We start from the raw sequence: 23,143 nt of genomic DNA, 5'->3' as shown, positions 1-23,143 counted from the left end.
CCGGCGGAGCCGGGCTTTTCTCTCGGGCGTTCGACACGCCGACGGTCCTTAGACCTCGGTTGCCTCTTCCGGCTTGGCCTTGCCCTCTTTCTTGGGCAGGGGCTGGATGTCCAGATCGACTTCCTGCGTTTCCTTGCCGTCTTCGCCGGTCTTGGTGACCAGGTCCACGGTGAGGCGACCGCCTTCGGTGAGGCGACCGAACAGCAACTCGTCGGCCAGCGCACGGCGGATCGTGTCCTGGATCAGGCGTTGCATCGGGCGCGCGCCCATGAGCGGGTCGAAGCCCTTCTTGGCCAGGTGCTGGCGCAGCGTGTCGGTGAAGGTGACCTCCACCTTCTTCTCGGCCAGTTGCGTTTCCAGCTGCAGCAGGAACTTGTCGACCACGCGCAGGATGATCTGCTCGTCCAGCGCCTTGAAGTTCACGATCGCGTCGAGGCGGTTGCGGAACTCGGGCGTGAACAGGCGCTTGATGTCGGCCATCTCGTCGCCGGCGGCGCGCGGGTTGGTGAAGCCGATGGTGGCCTTGTTCATGGTCTCGGCACCCGCGTTCGTGGTCATGATGATGATCACGTTGCGGAAGTCGGCCTTGCGTCCGTTGTTGTCGGTCAGCGTGCCGTGGTCCATCACCTGCAGCAGCACGTTGAAGATGTCCGGGTGCGCCTTCTCGATCTCGTCGAGCAGCAGCACGCAGTGCGGCTTCTTGGTGATGGCCTCGGTCAGCAGGCCGCCCTGGTCGAAGCCCACGTAGCCCGGAGGCGCGCCGATCAGTCGGCTCACCGCGTGGCGCTCCATGTACTCGGACATGTCGAAGCGGATCAGCTCGATGCCCATGATGTAGGCGAGCTGCTTGGCCGCTTCGGTCTTGCCCACGCCGGTGGGGCCGCTGAACAGGAAAGCGCCGATCGGTTTGTCGGCCTTGCCCAGGCCCGAGCGCGCCATCTTCACGCTGGCGGCGAGCACCTCCAGCGCCTTGTCCTGGCCAAACACCACGCTCTTGAGGTCGCGCTCCAGCGTCTGCAGCTTGCCGCGGTCGTCGTTGGACACGTTGGCGGGCGGGATGCGCGCGATCTTGGCCACGATCTCCTCGACCTCGGTCTTGGAGATGGTTTTCTTGCGCTTGGACGCCGGCAGGATGCGCTGCGCCGCGCCGGCCTCGTCGATCACGTCGATGGCCTTGTCGGGCAGGTGGCGGTCGTTGATGTACTTGGCCGACAGCTCGGCCGCGGCCTGCAGGGCCGCCACGGCGTACTTGACGTTGTGGTGCTCCTCGAAGCGCGATTTCAGGCCCTTGAGGATGTCCACGGTCTGCTCCACCGTCGGCTCGACCACGTCGACCTTCTGGAAGCGCCGCGACAGCGCCGCGTCCTTCTCGAAAATGCCGCGGTACTCGGCGAAGGTGGTCGCGCCGATGCACTTGAGCTGGCCGCTGGAGAGCGCCGGCTTGAGCAGGTTGGACGCGTCCAGCGTGCCGCCCGAGGCCGCGCCGGCCCCGATCAGGGTGTGGATCTCGTCGATGAACAGGATGGCATTGGGCTTGTCCTTGAGCGACTTGAGCACGCCTTTGAGGCGCTGCTCGAAATCGCCGCGGTACTTGGTGCCGGCCAGCAGCGCGCCCATGTCCAGCGAATACACGTTGGACTCGGCCAGGATCTCCGGCACATCGCCTTGGGTGATGCGCCAGGCCAGGCCCTCGGCGATGGCGGTCTTGCCCACGCCGGCCTCACCCACCAGCAGCGGGTTGTTCTTGCGGCGGCGGCACAGGATCTGGATCACGCGCTCGACCTCGTACTCGCGGCCGATGAGCGGGTCGATCTTGCCGTCCTTGGCCATCTGGTTCAGGTTCTGGGTGAACTGCTCCAGCGGCGAGGCCTTCTCGTTGCCCTTGGCTTCGGTGGCCTCCTCGTTCTCGGCGGCGCTCTCGTTCGACTTGGTCGGCTCGGGCGGGTCGCTCTTGCGGATGCCGTGGGCGATGAAGTTCACCACGTCCAGGCGGGTGACGCCCTGCTGGTGCAGGTAGTACACGGCGTGCGAGTCCTTTTCGCCAAAGATGGCGACCAGCACGTTGGCGCCGGTGACTTCCTTCTTGCCGTTGCCGGTGGACTGCACGTGCATGATGGCGCGCTGGATCACGCGCTGGAAACCCAGGGTGGGCTGGGTGTCGACCTCGTCGGTGCCGGCCACCTGCGGGGTGTTGTCCTTGATGAAGTTGGTCAAGGACTTGCGCAGGTCGTCGATGTTGGCCGAGCAGGCGCGCAAGACCTCGGCGGCGCTGGGGTTGTCGAGCAGGGCCAGCAGCAGGTGTTCCACCGTGATGAATTCGTGCCGCTGCTGCCTGGCCTCAACGAAGGCCATGTGCAAGCTGACTTCAAGTTCCTGGGCAATCATGTGGCACGTCCTTTGTGCTGGGGGTCGGAATACGCGTCCTGAGACGAATGTAGGCTCTAGATTGGGCGTTTGAACGCTTATTCAACAGGTTCGCTCAAGCATTGCAAGGGGTGTCCCGCCGAGCGGGCGGCCTGCAGCACCTGATCTACCTTGGTACTGGCCACGTCGCGCGAATACACGCCGCAAACCCCTTTTCCCTCCAGGTGAATCTTCAGCATGATCTGGGTGGCCGTTTCTCGGTCCTTGCTGAAGTACTCCTGGATGACCTGCACGACGAATTCCATGGGGGTGAAGTCGTCGTTGAGCAGCACCACCTGGTACATCTGGGGCGGCTGGACGCGCTGGGTGCGCCGTTCCAGCACGACCGCATCGTCGCTGCCCGTCGCGGGCGGGGCCGCCGGGGTCTCTGGTTTCTTGGGTATCTGCGAAGCCATGAATTTCATTCTAGCGAGCGCACCGCGCCCCCAATGGCATCCGGGACACCGACCATTGGCCGGGCGACGGATACCGCCAGGGGCTATTGTGCGATCAGGGCGTGCGGCCTAGGCGCCAAGCAGCGCACGCAAAACCGGTCCAATTCCGCCCATCGGGCGCTGGCGTCGCAGGCGCGGCTCAGGATTTCTGCCGGTCGCCGATCGCTTGGGCCAGTTCCGCCTTGCGCATGGTGGAGCGGCCCCGGATGCCCAGGGCGGTGGCGCGCCGGTACAACTCGGCCCGGGTGTGGCCGATGCCGTCGACGCCCCCGTAGGTCTCGCCCCGGTTGCGGCGGGCGGCCGAGCGCGGGCCGGCCGAGCGCGGGTCCGAGGGGCCTTTGCGTCGCTTGGCCACCCAGCGGTCGTCCACCTTTTCGAAGCCGTGCTTGAGCGTGGCGAAGGCGGTGCGGCTGGCGCGCTCGCCCGGGCCGTATTGCTGCTCGGCGCTCAGCAGGGTTTTGGCGTAGGTGCGCTGGGCCTTGGGGGAAGACCGCTCCAGCGTGGCGGGCAGATCGACAGCGGCATGGGACTTTTTCATGGGGACTCCTGCATCGCGGGTTCGAAGGGCCCGCGATGGTGGGGCGGCAAGGCCTGTGCCCGGCCGCCACGGTGGCAGAGCCGTGGCACAGGCACATGGCTTGCCGCCCGCGGGGCCCTTTCGTTCACCGGAGATCCCGCCATGCCCTCCCTTCATCGCCGCCGCGCCATCGCACTCGCCACCCTGCCCCTGCTCTCGCTGCCGTCCTGGGCGCAGACAGGCGCCGCGTCCCCCTCTCCCCCGGCCGCCGCGCGCGCCACCCGGGCCGACAGCGGCTTCATGGAACAGGCCGCGCAGAACGGCCACGCCGAGATCGAGGCCAGTCGCCTGGCCGTGCAGAAAGCCAGCGACCCGCAGGTCCAGCGCTTCGCGCAGACCATGGTGGAGGAGCACACCCGACTGGCCGAAGAACTCGCCGCCCTGGCCCGCGCCAAGGGCGTGGACCTGCCGCGCGAAGCCTCGATGCTGCAGCGGGGCCGGCTCAAGCTGCTGTCCACCTCGGCGGGCGATACCTTCAACCGCCGCTACGTCGAGACGTTCGGCATCGGCGCCCACGAAGACGCCATCAAGCTGTTCGACAAGGCCGCTGCCCGGGCCGACGACCCGGACGTCAAGGCCTTCGCTTCGCGCGGCCTGCCCGGCCTGCAGCGCCACCTCACGATGGCGAAGGAGCTGCCCCCGCCCAAGGGCAGCGCCTCCAAAGGTTCATGAGCGCCGGCCGGCGGCGTCGGCACCGCCACCCGCCGGGCCACTGGCCTGCGACAGGCCGCCGCGCTCCGGCTTCGCGGGTCGCGAAATGTCCTGCAAAGCCTGGGCGGCGTCGCCTGGGCCGGCCTTCACCGCCACGTCGCCCAGGGACAGCAGGCCCACCAGGCGCTTGTCGTGGTCCACCACCGGCAGGCGGCGGATTTGCGCGTCGCACATCAGCTGCGCGGCTTCTTCGATGGACTGGTCCTCGTAACACCACTGCACGTGCGGGCTCATCACCTCGCTCAGGGTGGTGCGCTCGGGCGCCAGGCCCTGGGCCAGGCCCCGCACCACGAGGTCGCGGTCGGTCACCATGCCGAGCAGGCGCTGGCCGTCGCACACGGGGATGGAGCCGATCTCCATCTCTTCCATGGCCTGCGCCGCCAGACGCAGGGTGTCTTGCGGCGACAGGGTGCGCACGCCACGGGTCATCACTTCGCTGACTTGGTTCATGGGTAGGTCCTTTCCAAAGGCTTGAGGGAGGGGGTTCCGGTCGCTGGCAAGCGGCGCGCCCAGGGCACGCCAGCCACCGGGCACGCCGTTTGCCAGCCCGGAGCCACCATGCCGCCCACGCCGCCGCCCGCCCTGCCACGCCCCTCGCCCGCCTATCGCCGGGTGGTGCGGATCGGGCCGCTGGAGGCAGACGACTGGGGTCGCCTGCCGGGCTGGGTCGAACTGAGGGGTGCCGACCGGCCCGCGCTCGCGCGGCTGGCGTTTTCTACCCTGGTGCTGCTGTGAAGCGGCCCAAGCCCCATGGACACCGTGCTGCGCGTCGCCGTCATCTGCCTGTTCGTGCTGGTCGGTCTGCGCATCCTGGGCAAGCGCGAATTCGGCCAGCTCGCGCCGCTGGAGTTGGTGTCGCTGCTGATGATGCATGCGCGTCACGCCCGACGAGGTGTTCACCGAGATGCACAAGGCCGGTCTGCAGCGGCTGCAGGACGTGAAGTGGGCCGTGCTGGAACCCGACGGCGGCATCGCGATCCTGGCCCGCGACCCATCCCCCGATCACCTTCCCCACCCGCGCGACGAGCGCAAGAAAGCGGTATGACTTCCATGCACACCCCCCCTCCACCGCCGGTGCAGCCCCCGGCGCCGCCGCCCCTCACCGACCCCGTACCGCCGCCGATGGGCGATCCGCCGCCGGCACCGCCGGTGCCCGGCCCGACCGAACCCCCGCCTCCGGCGGGCGACCACCTCAGCCGCGCGGCGGCCCACCCGCCCTGATCGCCTCCGGCGACGGCGGCCGGGTATCGAGCAGATCCACACTGGCGCCGGGGTCTTCCTCGCCCACCGCCGAGCGGGCCGCCCAGTCCGCGTCGCCCAGTGGCGCCGCCCGGGCCGCGGTATCGCGACCCGGCCTCGCCAGCAGGCCGGCCATCTGGCGCAGCGCGCGTTGCCACAGGGAGAGGGTCGGCCTTGTCCGTTCCATCGCAGCGTCCTTGTCGCATGGAGCCGGCGGCCGCGGCGAACGTTCCTTTCCCGGCGCCGGCACCGATGACCGGGCGCCCACGCTTTCTTCTGGATACGCACACCATGAACCAATGGCGCTACGGTAAGGAAATGTCGAATGCGCAACGTTATGCCATTGCCCTGGTGATCGCCGTGCTCGCCGGCGCGCTGCACTGGCTGCTGTGGCCGTCGGTGGGCGCTCTGCGGCCCTTCGTGTTCTACCTGCCGGCGGCCGCCGTGGCGGCCGCCGCGCTGGGCCCGGGGCCGGGCGTGCTCTTGCTGCTCGCCGGAGCCATCGGCACCGGCTGGCCCCTGGCCGCGCTGGACGCCTGGACCAGCCCCACCGGCGCCGACCCGATGCGCCTGGCGCTGTACCTGCTGCTGGGCGGGCTGTTGGTCGGCCTGGGGGGGTCACTGCGCAACACGCGGGCGCGCGCGGCGCTGGCGGAAGACCGGCTCTCCATGGCCATCGAAGGCACGGGGATCGGCGTGTTCGACATCGACCTCGCCGCCCGGACCGTGCGGGCCTCGCCCGTGCTGGCCCGGCTGGCCGGCGCGCCGGTGTCGAATGGGGCCGTGCCCCTGCATGACTGGACCGCGCGCATCCCGCCCCACCTGCTGGCCGACAGCCGCGAGCACATCATGCGCCGATTGAAAGAGGGCGCGGCCTACTACGAGCGCGAACTGAGCGTGCCCTCGGCCGACGGCGCGCCGCCCCGGCAGCTGCTGCTGCGCGTGCACGTCGTCTGGCGCGGCCAACGCGCGGTGCGCCTGCGCGGCGCCTGCGTGGACGTCACCGAGCGCAAACGCGTCGACGCCCAGCTGGAGGCCGCGCGCGAACAGCTCGGCCAGCAGGTCGATGACCTGAACCACCTGCACGAACTGAGCACGCAATTGCTGGAGACGCCGCAGCTCGCGCAGCAGCTGAACATGATCCTGGCCGCGCTGGCGCACTTCCATGGCGCGCGCCGTGGCATGGTCGCGCTGTGCGAGCCCGGCGCGGACGGCCTGCGCGTCGAGGCCAGCCTGGGCTTCGACGAGGCCGCGCTGGCCATGGCCGAGGGCCTGAGCACCGGCGCCTGCGCCGAGGCCTGCCGCCAGGGCGCGCGCGTGGTGGTGGCAGACACCCGCACCAGCGAAACCTTCAAGGCCTGCCGCGACTTCTTCGAGACCCAGGCGATCCGCGCGGTCCACAGCACGCCCCTGATCAGTTCCCAGGGCCAGGTGCTGGGGGCGATCACCGTGCACCTGGACGAATCGCGCCCACCCACCGAGCGCGAGCGCCGCCTGGCCGACATCTGCGCCCGCAAGGCCGCCATGTTCACCGAGCGCGCGCGCACCCGGGACGAGCTGCTCGCCACGCAGGGGCGCTTCGAGGCGGTGCTCACGTCTTCCGGCGCGCCCTTCGTCATCCTGCGGCCCGTGCGGCAGGGCGAGCGCATCGTCGACTTTCTGTGGGTCTACCTCAACCGCGCGGCCGCGCACGCGCTGGACTGCGCCCCGGGCGAGGTGGTGGGCCAGCGCGTGCTGCAGAACCCGAGCTGCCGCTGGATGGGGCACCCCGCCTTCAGCTACTGCGTCACCGCCATCGAATCGGCCAGCACCTGCGAGTTCGACGCCGTCGACCACGCGGGCGCCGAGCCGCGCTGGCTGCACTGCATCGCCTCGCCCATCCCCGACGGCCTGGGCGTGTGGTTCACCGACATCTCCGAGCGCATGCGCAACGAACAGCTGCTGCGCGACAGCGACCGCCGCAAGGACGAGTTCCTGGCCACGCTCGCGCACGAGCTGCGCAACCCGCTCGCGCCCATCCGCCAGGCCACGCTGCTGGCCATGTCGCCGCACGCCAGCGAGGAGCAGAAACGCTGGAGCTGCGAGGTCATCGACCGCCAGGTCTCGCACATGGCCCTGCTGCTGGACGACCTGCTCGACATCTCGCGCATCACGCGCGGCGCGCTGGCCCTGCGCCGCTCGCCCACCGACCTGGCCGGCGTGCTGGCCTCGGCGGTGGAGACGGCCCGCCCGCTGATCGACGCCAAGGGGCATCAGTTGCTGAGCTTCGTCGATCAGCGGCCCACCGTGTTCGACGCCGACCCCCTGCGCCTGGCGCAGGTGGTGGGCAACCTGCTCACCAACGCCGCCAAGTACACCGACCCGGGCGGCACCATCGAGTTGCACGCCGGCCAGCGAGGCGACGCCATCGTCATCGAGGTGCGCGACAACGGCATCGGCATTCCGCCCGAGTCCATCCCCGAGGCCTTCCGCATGTTCACCCAGCTGCACCACGCCGGCGAGCGCACCAGCGGTGGGCTGGGCATCGGCCTGGCCATGTCCAAGGGGCTGGTGGAGCTGCATGGCGGCACGCTCACGGCCGCCAGCGACGGCGCCGGCCGGGGCAGCGTGTTCACCGTCCGCCTGCCGGCGGGCCCGGCCTGTCTGCCGGCGCCGGCCGGGGATGGCGAGCCGGCCGAGCGCGAGCGGCGGCGCCTGCGCGTGCTCATCGCCGACGACAACCGCGACGCCTCCGACACCCTGGCCGCCCTGCTGCAGGCCGACGGCCATGAGGTGCACATGGCCTACGACGGCAACGAGGCCGTGGCCCAGTGGCGCGAGGAGCGCCCCGACGTCTGCCTGCTCGACATCGGCATGCCCGGGCGCACCGGCCACCAGGTGGCGCGCGAGATCCGCCGCTCGCCCGGGGGCGGGGACACGCTGCTGGTGGCCGTCACCGGCTGGAGCCAGCTGCACGACCGCGAACTCGCGCTGGAGGCCGGCTTCGACCTGCACCTGACCAAACCCGTGAGTCCGCTGCAGATCAGCCACCTGCTCGACCACCAGCGCAGGCCTGCGGCCTCGGCCGCCGCGCCGTGAGGCCGGCGATGCGCGCGGCCTGGTCCTTCCTGCGCGAGGTCTACGCCGCCTGGCGCGACGACGGCGCCACCAGCATGGGCGCGGCCATCGCCTACTACGCGCTGTTCTCCGCCGCCCCCCTGCTGTTGATCGCGGTCTCGGTGGCCGGCCTGTTCTTCGGCGAGCGGGCGGCCACCGGTGAACTCACGCACCGCCTGGCGCCCCTCATCGGCGAGGCCCCGGCGCGCTCGGTGCAATCCGTGCTGCAAGCCCTGCACCGGCCCGAGGCGGGTTGGGCGGGACTGGCCGGTGGCGCCGCCCTGCTGTTTGGCGCCACCACCGTGCTGGCCGAGCTGCAGTCCGCGCTGGACCGCATCTGGCGCAGCGAATCGCTGCCGCCGCCGCCCTGGTGGGTGGGCCTGCGCGCGCGGGCGCTCGCCGTGTTGGCCATACTGGCCTGCGGCCTGCTGCTGATGGGCTCCATCGCGCTGAGCGCGGCGCTGGCCGCGGCCGCCACCTGGTGGTGGCCCGCCTGGCTGGCGCCCGGACTGCCGGGGCTGGCCGAGGCCTTCAACTTCACCCTCAGCCTGGCCCTCATGACCGCCGTGTTCGCCGCGCTCTACAAAGGCATGCCGCGCCTGAGCCTGCCGTGGCGCGACATCTGGCTGGGCGCGGCCGTGGCGGCGCTGCTGTTCTCGCTCGGCAAGACCGCGCTGGGCTGGTACATCGGCGGCAGCGCCGTGCTCTCCGCCTTCGGCGCGGCGGCCTCGCTGGTGGCGCTGCTGATGTGGGTGTACTTCTGCGCCCAGGTCTTCCTCATCGGCGCCGAGTTCACCTGCGTGTCCGCGCGCCGGCGTGGGCAGCGCGGGCCACGGGGCGATTGAGCCGGGCCGCCGAGGGCCTCCAACGCCCGCCTCGACCGCCTGTCGGCCGGTCGCGTGTCACGGGGCGATGTCCGCGAGGCATCGGGCCGCGGGGGGCAAGCGGCGTGCCCGACGCGCTCACATATCGAAACAGACGCTGGCCCATGCGGCGCCCATGATGGCCGGTCCAGTCCCGTGACAACCAAGACCGACAGGGGGAACGCCACGAATGAACCATGTGCTGATCGTTGACGACGACACCGACTCCGCCACCACGCTGCGCGAACTCGTGCGCGCCGACCGCTTCTCGGTGGCCGTGGCCCACACCCTGCGCGACGCGCGCCGCCAGATCGCCCTGCAGCCGCCGGACCTGGTGCTGCTCGACCTGCAACTGCCCGATGGCAACGGCCTCGATCTGTTCTCCGACCCTCAGCTGATCAACGACTCCGACATCGTGCTCGTCACCGGCCACGCGAGCCTGGACTCGTCCATCGAAGCCATGCGCCGCGGCGCGGCCGACTACCTGGTCAAGCCCATCGCCATGCAGCAGCTGCAGCGCGTGCTCACGCGCTGCGGCGCCCGGCCCGCCAGCGAGGCCGCGCCGGCGCCGGCCCCCACGCCGCGCGACCCCGCCGCCGACGGCGGCCGCTTCGGCCTGCTGTGGGGCCAGAGCCCCGCCATGCGCCGGGTCTACGAACAGATCCACCGCGTCGCGCCCACCTCGGTCACGGTGCTGATCACCGGCGAAAGCGGCAGCGGCAAGGAGCTGGTGGCGCAGACCGTGCACGGCTTCAGCCGCCGCCACGCGGGCCCCTTCCTGGCGGTGAACTGCGGCGCCATCTCGCCCCACCTGATGGAAAGCGAGATCTTCGGCCACGAGAAAGGCAGTTTCACCGGCGCCGACCGTCAGCACCTGGGCTTCTTCGAGCGCGCCGGTGGTGGCACCCTGTTCCTCGACGAAATCACCGAGATGCCGCTGGACCTGCAGGTCAAGCTGCTGCGCGTGCTGGAAACCGGCCGCTTCATGCGCGTGGGCTCCACGCAGAGCATCCAGACCGACGTGCGCATCATCGCCGCCACCAACCGCGTCCCGCACGAGGCCGTGGCCCAGGGCAAGCTGCGCGAGGACCTGCTCTACCGCCTGGCGGTCTTCCCGATCGAACTGCCGCCGCTGCGCGAGCGCCTGGACGACGTGCCCCTGCTCGCGCGGCACTTCCTGGAAGACATCTCGCGCCGCGAAGGCGCGGTACGGCGCTTCGACGCCTCGGCCCTGCGCCAGCTCGCGGCCTACCCCTGGCCCGGCAACGTGCGCGAGTTGCGCAACGCCGTGCACCGCGCCTATGTGATGGCCGACGGCGAGTCCATCGACGCGCAGTGGCTGCCCCTGCCCGCCGCCGAAGCGGCCCCGGCCCTGCCCGGCCCCGGGGGCACACCCGCCATCACGCTGCCGGTCGGCGTATCGATGGCGCAGGCCGAGCGCCTGCTGATCGAGGCCACGTTGAACGCGTGCCAGCAGCAGAAGGAGCGCACGGCCGCCGTGCTGGGCATCAGCCTGAAGACGCTCTACAACCGGCTCAAGGAATACGCGGGCGAGCCACCGGCGCGGCCTTGAACGGGCTGCCCGGTGCGGGCGGCCCGGCCGCCCAAGCAGCGCGGGCCGCGCCCGTGCGATTCACTCCGCCATCGCCCGGGCCTGGTCGCGCAGCGCCCTCACCTGCGTGTGGTTGCGCTTGGCGCCTTCGTGCTGGCGCTCGACCACCACGCGCACATCGGGCGGCAGGTCCTTGGCCAGGGCCTCGCGGTAGCGTTCGATGGCCACGTCCTCGCCGCGCTCGGCTTCCTCGAGCATGGTGACGTCGCTGTAGCCGGCGAGCGTGCCCTTGACCGCGACCCAGCCGCGGTGCGCGGCACCGGCGACCGACCCACGATCCTGCGCGTTGCCACCCAGCTGCAGCACCAGGGCCTGCAGCTCGGAAGCCGCCTGGCGGCACTCCTCGGCGCGCGCCAGGAACAGGCGCTGCAGTTCGGCGGCGTGCAGGTGCTCGCCCGTGCTGCGGAAGCCGAACTCGCCGTCCTTGCAGGTTTCAATCAGGTCGTTCAGGCAGTTGATCAGTGCTTTCTGGTCCATGGTGGTGTGTCCTCGAAGGGGTTGAACAAGGTCACGCGCGCAGTCGCGGTGCGCGACACGCTCATGGGGCACATGGCGTGCCCGCCCCCGGCGCGGCAGGCCGCCCCTCCGCCGACGCCGGCCGCAGCGCCGCCATCAGCACCGCTGGCGCGCAAGGCTTGCGCAGCACGGGGAAGTTCTCCCCCTCGGCCAGCGCGTCGCCCTGCGCGCTGATCAGCACCACGCGCACGCCGGGCCAGCGCCGGCGCACGGTGCGCGCCAGGCCCAGGCCGTCGAGTGCGCCGGGCATGGTCAGATCGGTCAGCAGCACGTCCACGGCCGGCCCGCGCTCCAGCCGCTCCAGTGCCTGGGCGGCGTGCGCGGCGCGCTCCACGCGCGCGCCCATGCTTTCAATGAGCGCCACCGTCACGTCGCCGAGCGCGTCGTTGTCCTCGGCCAGCAGCACGCGGGCGCGCAGCGGCGCCAGCCCGTCGCCACCCGCCGCGGTCTTCAGCGGCACCTCGTCCGGCACCTCGGCCGGAACCTCGGCCGCCACCGCGGGCAGCACCAGCACGACCTCGCTGCCCTGCCCGGGCCGGCGGCGCCGCACGGCCTGGCCGCCCGCCTGCGCGCACAGGCCGCGCACCTGGCTGAGGCCGAGGCCGGCCTCCGGGATCGGTTCCTGAGCGGTGCCGACGGGCTCGAACGCGTGCGAGCCCCCCGCGGCCTCCGTGCCCGGCCCGCTGTCGCGCAGCGCGATGCCCAGGTAGCGGCCGTCCGGCAGGTCCGCCGACAGCGCCGCGCTCGCGCGCTCGGCACCGACCCACACCCGACCGCCCTCGGACAGCGTGTCGCGCGCGTTCAGTGCGAGGTTGATCAGCGCGAGCTCCAGCTCGTCGGGGTCGACCCAGACGTTCAGTTCCTCGTCGGGCACCTCGATGCGCAGCTCGACGCGCCGGCCCAACACCACGCCCAGCAGGTCGCGCCGCTCGGGCAGCCATTCGCTCAGCGAGAGCGTGCGGGGCCGCGCGCGCCGGCGCGCGCCGAAACGCAGCAGTTGCTGCGTGAGCCGGCTCGCGGCCTCTACCGCGCGCAGTGTGGCGGCCACCGGCATGGCCAGCGCCGGCTGTGTGGCCTGGCGCTGGATCAGGTAGGCGCTGTTGCTGATCACGCCCAGCAGGTTGTTGAACTCGTGCGCCACGCGCCCGGTCAGGCGCCCCAGCGCCTCCACCCGCTCGCGGCCGGCGTCCCCGCGCTCGGCCTGGCGCGCGCGCTCCACCGCCTCGGCCAACTGGCGGCGCAACTCGGCGCGCGCCACCCACCCGGCCCCGGCCACCGCCAGGGCCAGCAGCGCGAGCGCGGCCAGCAGGGGGCCACCGGGCCCGCTGGCGAACGCCGGCTGGGGCGGCGCGCGCGGCACGGTGGTGAGCGCGGTCCAGCCCTGCGGCGTGCGGCTGAAGTGCACGCGCAAGGGCACGCCCGCGGGCGTGCGCAGGGCGAAGCGGCCCTCGCCCCGGCCCGCCAGGCTCTCGCGGATCAGGCCGTCGAGCGAGCGCTCGGCTTCGCCCGCGACCGGCGCCGGGCGGCGCGCCACCACCCGCCCGCGCGGATCGAGCAGCAGCGTCCCCCAACCCTCGCGCAAGGGGCGCTGGTCCATGAGCCGCTGCAGTTCGGCCGGCGGCATCACCAGGCGCAGGTTCATCGCCGGACCCGGCCCCTGGCGAAACACCGGCTCCACCCAGGCCAGGCCGTCGCCCACGTCCAGCGCGCGCACACCGGATGAGGACACCAGCGCGGTGGTCCCCGGGGCGCGGCGGCTCGGTGGCGCGCCCACCGGCAGTCGGGTGTCCAGCCAGCGCACCGATGCGCTGAGCAGCTCCACCGACACCGGCGAGCCGCCGATCGCGCGGCGCACGCCCTGGTCGAAGGCGGCGCGCTCCGGCTCGCTCAGGCGCGGCGCACGGTCCAGCAGCGGCGAGGCCGCCAGCGCGCGCGCGATGGCGCCGTAGCGGGTGAATTCGCGGTCGATCGCGCGGCTCAGGGCGCGCGCGTCCTCGCTGGCCTGACGCTCTAGCGCGGCCTGGCCCGAGCGCCAGGACGCCAGCGTGGCCCAGGCCACCGCCCCCAGAACGGGCAGCAACACGGCCAGGACCAGAAGGATCAGGCGAACGCGCAGAGCCATAGCGAAAAGGGTTCTTTTGTTCTTCTGACGCCCACGGGCAAATCGCGCGCCTACCCGGGTGCGCCACGGGTGCGCCGTTTGCCGGCACTGGCCATGAACGCCACCCCTACCGCCACCCCCTCGCCCCTGCCCGCGCTGGAACAGGAATTCGACCGCCTCGAGCGCTTGTTCGCCGAATATGAACGGCTGGTGGACGACGGCACCGGCCCCACCGACCTGGGCGCGCGCCTGGGCCGCATCGGTGGCCGCGTGCGCGCCATCGTGGACTTCGAACGAGAAGAGGTGCTGCCGCGTCTGCCCGCCCCGGCCCTGCGCGGCGAAACCGAATCGCAGCTCGCCGATCTGCTGGCCCGCGTGGAGCGCCTGGCCACCCGCGTGAGCGATCAGGCGCACACCGAACGCGAGGCGCGCGCGCTGGCGCAGGCGCTGCGCACGCACGCCGCCTGGCAGCGGCACCACGTGTGGCCCCGACTGAACGGGGGCGAGCGGTCCCTTTTGGAGACCGAGCTGGCCGAGCGGCGCGCCGCCTGGCTGCAGGACGAAGCGCCCGACTGAGCCGGCACTGAGCAGGCACTGAGCAGGCGATCGAGCGGTCTGCAGCTTTTGCGGCAATTCGCGCGCCCGGGGCGGCAGATTCGTCCCTTCGGCGCCGCCCGGCGGGCCACTCGAGCGCTGCCACTGCCGCCGCAACGCCAGGCACGGCGCGGCTTGCGCGCCGATCGACCGACCGTCGGCCGGCGGCGGCACAGGCCTTGCGACACAGGCGCTTCCGGCGCCGGCGGGCGGCGCCCCCACACACCAGAGGAGGTTCCATGGGACTTGCGCTGCGCAACGAGATCCGGCCATTGCAGGCCCCCACGCCCACACAGGCGCTGTCGCCGCGCCTGCAGCGCGCCGTGCAGCTGCTGCAGATGTCCTCGCTGGACTTCGCGGCGCTGGTGCGCCAGAAGCTGGGCGACAACCCCTTCCTGGAAAGCGAGGACGACAGCGACCCGGCCACTGCGCCGGCCGAGACCCCGGACGGCGAAGACGGCTCCGCCCCCCGGACGGAGGCCTCCAACGACGCCTGGGACAGCGGGCCGATCGGCGGCACCGACGACCGCGAGCTGTGGATCAACGACGGCGGCTCGCCACTGCGTCCCACCGGCGACGGCGACGCCACGGCCATGGACCTCACGGCCAGTGCCACCACGCTGGCCATGCACCTGCACGGCCAGCTCAACGTGATGGCCCTGACGCCGCGCGACCTGGCCCTGGCGCGCGCGGTGGTCGAGTCACTGGACGACGACGGCTACCTGCGCACGCCGCTGGAGGAGATCGCCGGCCTGGTGCCCTGCACACCGCCCGCGGCCCCGGCCGAGATGCTGGTCGCGCTGCGGCTGGTGCAGTCGCTGGAGCCCGTCGGCGTGGCCGCGCGCGGCGTGGGCGAATGCCTGCTGCTGCAGGTGCGGCAGATGGAGGACGGCCCCTGCCGCGCGCTGGCCGAGCGCATTGTGGGTGAGCACCTGCAGGCGCTGGCCGCGCGCGACGTGCCCGGCCTGGCCGCCACGCTGCGCGAGCCCTTGCGCCGCGTGGAAGCCGTGGTCGACCGCATCCGCCACCTGGACCCGCGGCCCGGCTGGCGCGTCGGCGATTCGCGCGTCGACTACATCGTGCCGGACGTGATCGTGCGCCGACAGCGCGGCCAGTGGTCGGTGCAGCTCAACCCCGCCGTGGTGCCGCGCGTGCGCCTGAACCAGGTCTATGCCGAGCTGTACCAGCGCCACCGGACCCGCAGCAGCGGCGCGCTCGGTGAGCAGCTGCAGGACGCGCGCTGGACCCTGCGCAACGTGGAGCAGCGCTTCTCCACCATCCTCGACGTGGCGCGGGCCATCGTGCGGCGCCAGCGCCACTTCCTGGAGTTCGGCCCCATGGCCATGAAGCCGCTGGTGCTGCGCGAGATCGCCGAGGAAGTCGGCGTGCACGAGTCCACCGTCTCGCGCGTGACGAACAACAAGCACATGGCCACGCCGCTGGGCGTGTTCGAGCTGAAGTACTTCTTCTCGCGGCCCATGGTCAGCGCGGCCGGCAACGCCTGCTCGGGCACCGCCATCCGCGGGCTGATCGGCGACATCATCCAGGCCGAGAACCCGGCGCGCCCGCTGTCGGACGCCGACATCACGCGCCAGCTCACCGCCCAGGGCCTGGTGGTGGCGCGGCGCACCGTCACCAAGTACCGGCAGCTGCTGCGCATCGAGCCGGTGGACAAGCGCCGCCGGCACGGCTGAGGCGGCCACCGCGGCGCGGAGGCCGGCCCCGAAAAAAGGCCGGCGCGGGGGCCGGCCAATGGGCCCACGAAGGCGGGCCCGCCAAGTGTTCAGCGGCCGCGCGAGCCGCTGGCAACCCTGTCCTTTGTCCCGTTCGATGGGCCCTCCGGGTTGGGGGCCCCGGTCGGGCCACGGCCGGCACCCGGCGGGGACGGGGGCTGGGTGCGCCGCTCGTCCTCCCGCTCCACCTGGCCGGGCGTGCGCCCGTAGCCGCCCCGACCGCCATAGGGGTGCTGGTCCGCCCCCGGGGCCTCGCCGCCCTGGGAGCGGCCGGTTTCTTCAGGTTCGTGCTGTGCCATCACGCGCTCCTTGCTGTGTGAAATGAATGCGCCAGCGTGTCTTGCCGGCCTGACGATTCCCGGCAAGCGCCATGCCCGGCCGGCGGCCGACCAGGGCCTCAGGCGCCCCGGCGCAGCAGCGCCTCGCGGCGCCGCGCGTCCAGGCCCGGTGTGGCGCGCAGGTCGGTGTCCACCTGGCCCGATTCAAGGTCCCGCCCGGCCTGCTCGATCACCGGATCGGGCTCGGCCCGGGTGGCGCGCAGGCCTTCGTCGCGCTCGTGCGGCAATTCGAGGGCTTCGTTTCGCGGCCGGGGACCGGCGCCCGGCGTCAGCGGTGGTTGGCCGGTGTTGACGGACCGTCGCGGTGCGGTGCGGGGCACCGCCGCGTCACGGCGCGGTGAAGGGGGCTTGGGCATGTCGGACCTCCTGCAAAGACACCGGCGCGGGCAAGCCGCGTGCCGCGTCCCCGGCGCGTGCGATGGGCACGGGGATTGCCAACACCGGTCTGTCGGCGCCGCGTTGGCGACGGCTTCATCAACCCCAGGAGATCGACATGCCGAACCAGCAGAACCAGAACCCGAACCAGCAAAACCCCAGCGCGGGACAGAAGCAGCAGGAGGCGCAACAGAACCCGTCCCAGCAGCAGAACCAGAACCCCCAGAACCCGAATCAGAACCGCAACCAGGCCGGCCAGCCGCGCCCGGACGACAGCCCCAGCCCGCGCAAGCAGGAGCAGCAGCGCGCCGAGGACAGCCCGCGCCACCAGCAAGGCGGCCAGCAGGGTGGCCAGGGCGGTCAACGCGGCGGCCCTTCCCAGCAGCAGCGCTGACCCCGGTCCGCGCCCCGCCGGAACGCCCCCGCTCGCCAGCGCGGGGTGTTTCCTCCACCCGCCCCAGTGCGCCTTGACGCACCTGGCGGCGGCACTGCCGCGCGATGCGCGCGCCCGCGCGCTCGGCCGCGCCCCACCGGCGCGCCCATCGTCGCCTGGGCGCGACAATGGGCGCCTTCCGGTCCGCCATGGCTTCGCGCACCCCACCCTCTCCCTCCGCGAGCGCCCTCGAACGCCTGCTCGGCGAGGTGCGCCATTGCCGGCTCTGCGCGGACCGGCTGCCGCATCCGCCCCGGCCGGTGCTGCAGCTGGGTGCCACGGCCCGCGTCCTGGTCGCGGGCCAGGCGCCGGGGCGGCGCGTGAACCTCAGCGGCATTCCCTTCGACGACCCGAGCGGCGAGCGCCTGCGCGACTGGATGGGCGTGGACACCCGCACCTTCTACGACCCGCGCGCCGTGGCCCTGCTGCCCATGGGCCTGTGCTACCCCGGCACCGGCCCGGGCGGTGACCTGCCGCCCCGCCCGGAATGCGCCCCGGCCTGGCGCGCCCACTTGCTGGCTCAGCTGCCACGGGTGGAACTGGTGCTGGCGGTCGGCCGCCACGCCCAGGCCTGGCACCTGGGACCGGCGGCCCGCGCCACGCTGACCGAGACGGTGCGCGCCTGGCGCGACTGCGGCCCTGGCCTGCTGCCCCTGCCCCACCCCAGCCCGCGCAACAACCGCTGGCTGCGCAACAACCCCTGGTTCGAGCATGAGGTGCTGCCGGCCCTGCGCGCGCGCGTGGCCGCCGCGCTGGCACGACCGCCGGCGAGGAACCCATGGCCCTGAAGCCTTTTCTGCTCAACGAATGGCGCCAGCTGGCGCGCGTGAACCGCAGCGACCGGCCCTGGGAAATGCCGGTGGCCGCCGCGCTCGCCAGCGGCCTGCCGATCTTCATCGGCGCGGCCTACGGCGAGCTGGGCCTGGGTCTGGCCGGCTCGCTGGGCGGTCTGGTCTTCCTGCACCTGCCCGCCACGCGGCTGGCCCACCGCATGGCCTGGCTGATGGCCTGCGCCTTCGGCATGGGCTGCAGCTACGCGCTGGGCCTGCTGGGGCACCTGGTCCCGCCGCTGGTGGTGCCCTTGCTCGTGCTCATCACCGTGCTCGTCACCATGGTCTGCCGCTTCTACGCTGCCCCCCCACCCGGCAGCCTGTTCTTCGTCATGGCCGCGGCGATCGGCGCCTACAGCCCCGTGCATGGGCGCGACGCCATCCTCCAGGTGGGGGCCGTGGCGCTGGGCACGGTGCTGGCCGTCGCCATCGCCTTCTTCTACAGCCTGCACATCATGAGCCGGCACGGCGTGCCGGCGCCGAGCGCGCCCGCGCAACCGGGGTTCGACCACGTGGTGGTGGACTCGGTGATGATCGGCGGGTTCGTCGGCCTGTCGCTGCTGGCGGCGCACGCCCTGCAGCTGGACCGGCCCTACTGGGTGCCGGTGAGCTGCCTGGCCATCATTCAGGGCGCGTCGCTGCGCGCGGCCTGGACGCGGCAGGTGCAGCGCACCCTCGGCACCGCGCTCGGCCTGCTGGTGTTCCTCGGCATCGTCCAGCTGCCGCTGGGGCCATGGACCGTGGCCGCCGTGGTCACGGCGCTGACCCTGGTGATCGAAACCCTGGTGGTGCGCCACTACGGGCTGGCGGCCGTCTTCATCACACCGCTGGCGCTGCTGCTGGCGGAGGCGGGACAGGGTTTCGTGGCGGCGCCGCAGCCGCTGATGCAGGCCCGCCTGCTGGACACCGTGGTCGGGTCCACGCTGGGCCTGGTGGGCGCGGCCTGCCTGCACAGCCCGCGCGTCCGCGCGGCGGTCGGCGCCGGCCTGCGGCGGCTGCGGCCCCAGGGCCCGCCGCGCTGAGCCGCACCGCTCACTCCATCTGCTCGATCATCACCTGTCCGAAGCCCGAGCAACTCACCTGCGAGGCGCCGTCCATGAGGCGCGCGAAGTCGTAGGTGACCTTCTTGGACAGGATGGCCTTTTCCATCGAGGCGATGACCAGGTCGGCGGCTTCCTTCCAGCCCATGTGGCGCAGCATCATCTCGGCCGATAGGATCATGGAACCCGGGTTCACGTAGTCCTTGCCCGCGTACTTGGGCGCCGTGCCGTGCGTGGCCTCGAAGCAGGCCACGGAGTCGCTCATGTTCGCGCCCGGCGCGATGCCGATGCCGCCCACCTGCGCGGCCACCGCGTCGGAGATGTAGTCGCCGTTGAGGTTGAGCGTGGCGACCACCGCGTACTCGGCCGGGCGCAGCAGGATCTGCTGCAGGAAGGCGTCGGCGATGACGTCCTTGACGACGATGTCGCGGCCGGTCTTCGGGTTCTGCAGGCGGCACCAGGGACCGCCGTCGATCGGCGCCGCGCCGAACTCGCGCTGGGCCAGCGCGTAGCCCCACTCGCGAAAGCCCCCTTCGGTGAACTTCATGATGTTGCCCTTGTGCACGAGCGTCACGCTGGGCTTGTCGTGGTCGATGGCGTACTGGATCGCCTGGCGCACCAGGCGCTCGGTGCCCTCGATGGACACCGGCTTGACGCCGATGGCCGAGCTCTCGGGAAAGCGGATGGTGGTCTCGCCCATCTCGTCTTGCAGGAAGCGGATGAGCTTTTGAGCCTTGGCCGAGCGGGCCTCGTATTCGATGCCGGCGTAGATGTCTTCCGAGTTCTCGCGGAAGATGACCATGTTGGTCTTCTCGGGCTCCTTCAGCGGCGAGGGCACGCCCTTGAAGTAGCGCACCGGGCGCAGGCAAACGTACAGGTCCAGCTCCTGGCGCAGGGTCACGTTGAGCGAGCGGATGCCCCCGCCCACCGGCGTGGTCAAGGGCCCCTTGATGGAGACCACGCACTCCTTGAGCGCGGCCACGGTTTCCTCGGGCAGCCAGACCCCGGGGCCATAGACCTTCACCGACTTGTCGCCCGCGTAGACCTCCATCCAGTGGATTTTGCGGCGCCCGCCGTAAGCCCGGGCCACCGCCGCGTCGACCACCTTGAGCATCACCGGCGTGACGTCCACGCCCACGCCGTCGCCCTCGATGTACGGCACGATCGGCTCATCAGGCACTTGCAGCGACAGGTCGGCTCGGACGGTGATCTTCTGGCCTTGTGGCGGCACCTTGATGTGCTGGGTCATGTCGGGGAACGTTCCGGGTGGCGAATGAGAGAGGGGGACCGGAAATTCTAGACGCTGGCCTTTCGCCGGGCGCCCTGGCCCGCCCTGCCCCGATGGCAGACAATGCAAGCCCCCTCGTCACCGCCCCCACACGCCGCATGAAAGCCCTGTTCACCCGACTGCTTGGCCTGTGCCTGCTGGCCTCGGGCCCGGCCTGGTCCCAGGACGGCCCGCAGCTCAACCTGCCCCGCATCAGCCTGTCGGCCAACATGCACCTCATCCACGCGCAGGTGGCCGCCACGCCGCAGGCGCGCACCATCGGCCTCATGTTCCGCCGGGAGATGCCGGCCAACGAAGGCATGCTCTTCGTGTTCGAGCAGGCCGCCACCCAGTGCTTCTGGATGAAGAACACCCTGCTGCCGCTGACCGCGGCCTTCGTGGCCGACGACGGCACCATCGTCAACCTGGCGGACATGCAGCCGCAGAGCCTGGACTCGCACTGCTCGGACAAGCCGGTGCGCTACGTGCTGGAGATGCACCAGGGCTGGTTCAAGAAGCGCGGCATCCAGGCCGGCGCGCGGTTGAGCGGACAGGCCTTCGGCAAATAAAAAGGCCGCCGGATCCGGCGGCCTCTTCGTGCGGGCCCCTGGCGGGCGGCCCACCCGGGCTCAGGCCTTCATCGAGGCCAGCACCTTGTTGAAGGTCGCGCTGGGCCGCATCACGGTCTCCAGCTTCTTGAAGTCGGGCTTGTAGTAGCCGCCGATGTCGACCGGCTTGCCCTGCACCTCGGTCAGCTCCTTGACGATGGCCTGCTCGTTGTCCGCCAGTGCCTTGGCCAGGGGGGCGAACTTGTCCGCCATCTCCTTGTCCTCGGTCTGCGCGGCCAGTTCCTTGGCCCAGTACATCGCCAGGTAGAACTGGCTGCCGCGGTTGTCGAGCTGGCCGGTCTTGGGGCTGGGGTTCTTGTTGTTGTCCAGCAGCTGGCCGGTGGCCGCGTCCAGGGTCTTGGCCAGCAGCTTGGCGCGGGCGTTGTTGTTCTTGATCCCGAGATCTTCGAAGCTCACGGCCAGGGCCAGGAACTCGCCCAGCGAATCCCAGCGCAGGTGGTTTTCTTCCACCAGCTGCTGCACGTGCTTGGGCGCCGAGCCGCCGGCGCCCGTCTCGTACATGCCGCCGCCGGCCATCAGCGGCACGATGGACAGCATCTTGGCGCTGGTGCCCAGCTCCATGATGGGGAACAGGTCGGTCAGGTAGTCGCGCAGGATGTTGCCGGTGGCGCTGATCGTGTCCAGGCCGCGGATCACGCGTTCCAGCGTGTAGCGCATGGCGCGCACCTGGCTCATGATCTGGATGTCCAGGCCGGCCGTGTTGTGCTCGTGCAGGTACATCTTGACCTTGGTGATCAGCTGCGCCTCGTGCGGGCGGTACTGGTCGAGCCAGAACACCACGGGCATGCCGGAATTGCGGGCGCGGTTCACGGCCAGCTTGACCCAGTCGCGGATGGCGGCGTCCTTCACCTGGCACATGCGCCAGATGTCGCCCTGCTCCACGTTCTGGCTCATCAGCACCTCGCCGGTGGCCAGGTCGGTGATGTTGGCCACGCCGTCCTCGGGGATCTCGAAGGTCTTGTCGTGCGAGCCGTATTCCTCGGCCTGCTGCGCCATGAGGCCCACGTTGGGCACCGTGCCCATGGTCTTGGGATCGAAGGCGCCGTGCCACTTGCAGAAGTTGATCATCTCCTGGTAGATGCGGGCGAAGGTGCTCTCCGGCATCACGGCCTTGACCTCCTTCAGGCGGCCGTCGGCGCCGTACATCTTGCCGCCGGCGCGGATCATCGCGGGCATGGAGGCGTCGACGATCACGTCGTTGGGCGAATGGAAGTTGGTGATGCCCTTGGCCGAGTCCACCATGGCCAGTTCGGGGCGGTGCTCCTGGCAGGCGTGCAGGTCGCGCTTGATCTCGTCCTGCTTGCTCTGCGGCAGCGTGGCGATCTTGTTGTACAGATCGACCATGCCGTTGTTGACGTTGATGCCCAGCTCGTCGAACAGCTTGCCGTGCTTCTCGAAGGCTTCCTTGTAGAAGATCTTCACGCAGTGGCCGAACACGATGGGGTGCGAGACCTTCATCATGGTCGCCTTCACGTGCAGCGAGAACATCACGCCGGTCTTGTGCGCGTCCTCGATCTGCTGCTCGTAGAAGGCCAACAGGGCCTTCTTGCTCATGAACATGGAGTCGATGACCTCGCGATCCTGCAGCGAGACCTTGGGCTTGAGCACCACGGTCTTGCCGCTCTTGGTGATCAGCTCCATCTTGACGTCGCGCGCCTTGTCCAGCGTCATCGACTTCTCACCGTGGTAGAAGTCGCCGTGGTGCATGTGGGACACGTGCGAGCGCGAGGCCTGGCTCCACTCCGCCATGCTGTGCGGGTTCTTGCGGGCGTACTCCTTCACCGCCTTGGGCGCGCGGCGGTCCGAGTTGCCCTCGCGCAGCACGGGGTTCACGGCGCTGCCGGTGCACTTGTTGTAGCGCGCGCGGATGTCCTTCTCTTCGTCCGTCTTCGGGTTCTCGGGGAAGTCGGGGATCTTGTAGCCCTTGTCCTGCAGCTCCTTGATGGCGGCCTTGAGCTGGGCCACCGAGGCGCTGATGTTGGGCAGCTTGATGATGTTGGCCTCGGGCTTGAGGGTGAGCTTGCCCAGCGCGCTGAGGTTGTCGGGCACGCGCTGCTCTTCCGTCAGCAGCTCGGGGAACTGGCCCAGGATGCGGCCGGCCACCGAGATGTCGCTGGTCTCGACGTTGATGCCCGCCGGCGCCGCGAAGGTGCGGATGATCGGCAGGAACGCACTGGTGGCCAGCAGGGGCGCCTCGTCCGTCAGGGTGTAGATGATGGTGGGTTGCTGGCTGCTCATGGCTTATCTCCGGAGGTTGTTGGGTGCGGCGCTGGCCGGCCGGCGGGCGGACAGGTCGCGCGGATACGGTGATCCGTATCCCGTGATTGTGCT

The 23,143-nt window shown here is 71.2% G+C and carries 21 protein-coding genes; 12 read left to right on the top strand and 9 right to left on the bottom strand.

Annotation, left to right across the window (positions count from 1 at the left end; all coding sequences use genetic code 11):
* Positions 1 to 48: 48 nt before the first annotated feature.
* The 3 genes from clpA to BHU06_RS06190 form a co-directional block, all read right to left on the bottom strand.
* The gene (gene clpA / locus BHU06_RS06200; protein WP_070398301.1) at positions 49 to 2,385 is read right to left on the bottom strand and encodes an ATP-dependent Clp protease ATP-binding subunit ClpA; all 2,337 of its coding nucleotides are present in this window, start codon (positions 2,383 to 2,385) and stop codon (positions 49 to 51) included.
* A 77-nt stretch (positions 2,386 to 2,462) separates the two neighbouring features.
* Positions 2,463 to 2,819, bottom strand: coding sequence for an ATP-dependent Clp protease adapter ClpS (clpS, locus tag BHU06_RS06195; protein WP_070398300.1), 357 nt, complete (start codon positions 2,817 to 2,819; stop codon positions 2,463 to 2,465).
* A gap of 178 nt (positions 2,820 to 2,997) precedes the next feature.
* Positions 2,998 to 3,396: a ChaB family protein gene (locus BHU06_RS06190; protein WP_070398299.1), complete on the bottom strand. Its 399-nt coding sequence runs from the start codon at positions 3,394 to 3,396 to the stop codon at positions 2,998 to 3,000.
* Between the two features lie 141 nt (positions 3,397 to 3,537).
* Here BHU06_RS06190 and BHU06_RS06185 point away from each other — a divergent pair, with 141 nt between their 5' ends.
* The gene (locus BHU06_RS06185; protein ID WP_070398298.1) at positions 3,538 to 4,107 is read left to right on the top strand and encodes a DUF4142 domain-containing protein; all 570 of its coding nucleotides are present in this window, start codon (positions 3,538 to 3,540) and stop codon (positions 4,105 to 4,107) included.
* Here the strand turns inward: BHU06_RS06185 and BHU06_RS06180 are convergent.
* The gene (locus BHU06_RS06180; protein ID WP_070398297.1) at positions 4,102 to 4,596 is read right to left on the bottom strand and encodes a CBS domain-containing protein; all 495 of its coding nucleotides are present in this window, start codon (positions 4,594 to 4,596) and stop codon (positions 4,102 to 4,104) included. The genes BHU06_RS06185 and BHU06_RS06180 overlap by 6 nt on opposite strands.
* 108 nt (positions 4,597 to 4,704) lie before the next feature.
* Here BHU06_RS06180 and BHU06_RS22775 point away from each other — a divergent pair, with 108 nt between their 5' ends.
* The 5 genes from BHU06_RS22775 (at position 4,705) to BHU06_RS06160 (ending at position 10,917) form a co-directional block, all read left to right on the top strand.
* Positions 4,705 to 4,881, top strand: a complete 177-nt coding sequence (locus BHU06_RS22775; protein WP_175442807.1) for a hypothetical protein — start codon at positions 4,705 to 4,707, stop codon at positions 4,879 to 4,881.
* 136 nt (positions 4,882 to 5,017) lie between these two features.
* Positions 5,018 to 5,191, top strand: a complete 174-nt coding sequence (locus BHU06_RS22395; RefSeq protein ID WP_139146968.1) for a YetF domain-containing protein — start codon at positions 5,018 to 5,020, stop codon at positions 5,189 to 5,191.
* Positions 5,192 to 5,676: 485 nt separating this feature from the next.
* Positions 5,677 to 8,463, top strand: a complete 2,787-nt coding sequence (locus BHU06_RS06170; RefSeq protein WP_070398295.1) for an ATP-binding protein — start codon at positions 5,677 to 5,679, stop codon at positions 8,461 to 8,463.
* Complete coding sequence (locus BHU06_RS06165) at positions 8,460 to 9,326, top strand: YihY/virulence factor BrkB family protein (protein WP_175442806.1); 867 nt, start codon at positions 8,460 to 8,462, stop codon at positions 9,324 to 9,326. Before BHU06_RS06170 ends, BHU06_RS06165 begins: the two co-directional genes overlap by 4 nt.
* A 208-nt stretch (positions 9,327 to 9,534) precedes the next feature.
* On the top strand, positions 9,535 to 10,917 hold the full coding sequence (locus BHU06_RS06160; protein WP_070398293.1) for a sigma-54 dependent transcriptional regulator: 1,383 nt from the start codon (positions 9,535 to 9,537) through the stop codon (positions 10,915 to 10,917).
* Between the two features lie 60 nt (positions 10,918 to 10,977).
* Here the strand turns inward: BHU06_RS06160 and BHU06_RS06155 are convergent, their stop codons facing one another.
* Complete coding sequence (locus BHU06_RS06155; protein WP_070398292.1) at positions 10,978 to 11,433, bottom strand: PA2169 family four-helix-bundle protein; 456 nt, start codon at positions 11,431 to 11,433, stop codon at positions 10,978 to 10,980.
* Between the two features lie 61 nt (positions 11,434 to 11,494).
* Entirely contained in the window at positions 11,495 to 13,594 is a 2,100-nt protein-coding gene (locus BHU06_RS06150) for a response regulator (RefSeq protein ID WP_070398291.1), read from the bottom strand.
* Between the two features lie 93 nt (positions 13,595 to 13,687).
* Between BHU06_RS06150 and BHU06_RS06145 the strand changes: the two genes are divergently transcribed.
* Positions 13,688 to 14,149, top strand: a complete 462-nt coding sequence (locus BHU06_RS06145) for a hypothetical protein (RefSeq protein WP_070398290.1) — start codon at positions 13,688 to 13,690, stop codon at positions 14,147 to 14,149.
* A 257-nt stretch (positions 14,150 to 14,406) separates the two neighbouring features.
* A complete protein-coding gene (rpoN, locus tag BHU06_RS06140) occupies positions 14,407 to 15,861 on the top strand; it encodes an RNA polymerase factor sigma-54 (RefSeq protein ID WP_070398289.1) in 1,455 nt (484 codons plus the stop codon).
* A 436-nt stretch (positions 15,862 to 16,297) separates the two neighbouring features.
* On the opposite strand, the gene BHU06_RS22390 is transcribed toward rpoN, so the two are convergent.
* Positions 16,298 to 16,594 (bottom strand): hypothetical protein, encoded by a 297-nt coding sequence (locus BHU06_RS22390; RefSeq protein ID WP_139146966.1) that lies wholly within the window; start codon positions 16,592 to 16,594, stop codon positions 16,298 to 16,300.
* A gap of 137 nt (positions 16,595 to 16,731) precedes the next feature.
* Here BHU06_RS22390 and BHU06_RS06135 point away from each other — a divergent pair, with 137 nt between their 5' ends.
* The 3 genes from BHU06_RS06135 (at position 16,732) to BHU06_RS06125 (ending at position 18,898) form a co-directional block, all read left to right on the top strand.
* A complete protein-coding gene (locus BHU06_RS06135; protein ID WP_070398288.1) occupies positions 16,732 to 17,007 on the top strand; it encodes a hypothetical protein in 276 nt (91 codons plus the stop codon).
* Positions 17,008 to 17,195: 188 nt separating this feature from the next.
* Positions 17,196 to 17,834 carry a uracil-DNA glycosylase family protein gene (locus tag BHU06_RS06130; RefSeq protein ID WP_070398710.1) on the top strand — a complete coding sequence of 213 codons (639 nt, stop codon included), beginning with the start codon at positions 17,196 to 17,198 and terminating at the stop codon, positions 17,832 to 17,834.
* Complete coding sequence (locus tag BHU06_RS06125; protein ID WP_070398287.1) at positions 17,825 to 18,898, top strand: FUSC family protein; 1,074 nt, start codon at positions 17,825 to 17,827, stop codon at positions 18,896 to 18,898. Before BHU06_RS06130 ends, BHU06_RS06125 begins: the two co-directional genes overlap by 10 nt.
* A 10-nt stretch (positions 18,899 to 18,908) precedes the next feature.
* Here BHU06_RS06125 and icd read toward each other — a convergent pair whose 3' ends face one another.
* Positions 18,909 to 20,165, bottom strand: coding sequence for an NADP-dependent isocitrate dehydrogenase (gene icd / locus BHU06_RS06120; RefSeq protein WP_070398286.1), 1,257 nt, complete (start codon positions 20,163 to 20,165; stop codon positions 18,909 to 18,911).
* 137 nt (positions 20,166 to 20,302) lie between these two features.
* Between icd and BHU06_RS06115 the strand changes: the two genes are divergently transcribed.
* A complete protein-coding gene (locus tag BHU06_RS06115) occupies positions 20,303 to 20,752 on the top strand; it encodes a DUF192 domain-containing protein (protein ID WP_070398285.1) in 450 nt (149 codons plus the stop codon).
* 60 nt (positions 20,753 to 20,812) lie between these two features.
* Here the strand turns inward: BHU06_RS06115 and BHU06_RS06110 are convergent, their stop codons facing one another.
* Positions 20,813 to 23,050, bottom strand: coding sequence for an NADP-dependent isocitrate dehydrogenase (locus BHU06_RS06110; RefSeq protein ID WP_070398284.1), 2,238 nt, complete (start codon positions 23,048 to 23,050; stop codon positions 20,813 to 20,815).
* Positions 23,051 to 23,143 lie beyond the last annotated feature (93 nt).

Source organism: Hydrogenophaga sp. PML113 (genome assembly GCF_001777155.1).
Classification (GTDB): domain Bacteria; phylum Pseudomonadota; class Gammaproteobacteria; order Burkholderiales; family Burkholderiaceae_C; genus Hydrogenophaga; species Hydrogenophaga borbori.
This window is presented reverse-complemented; position numbering and strand designations above follow the sequence as displayed.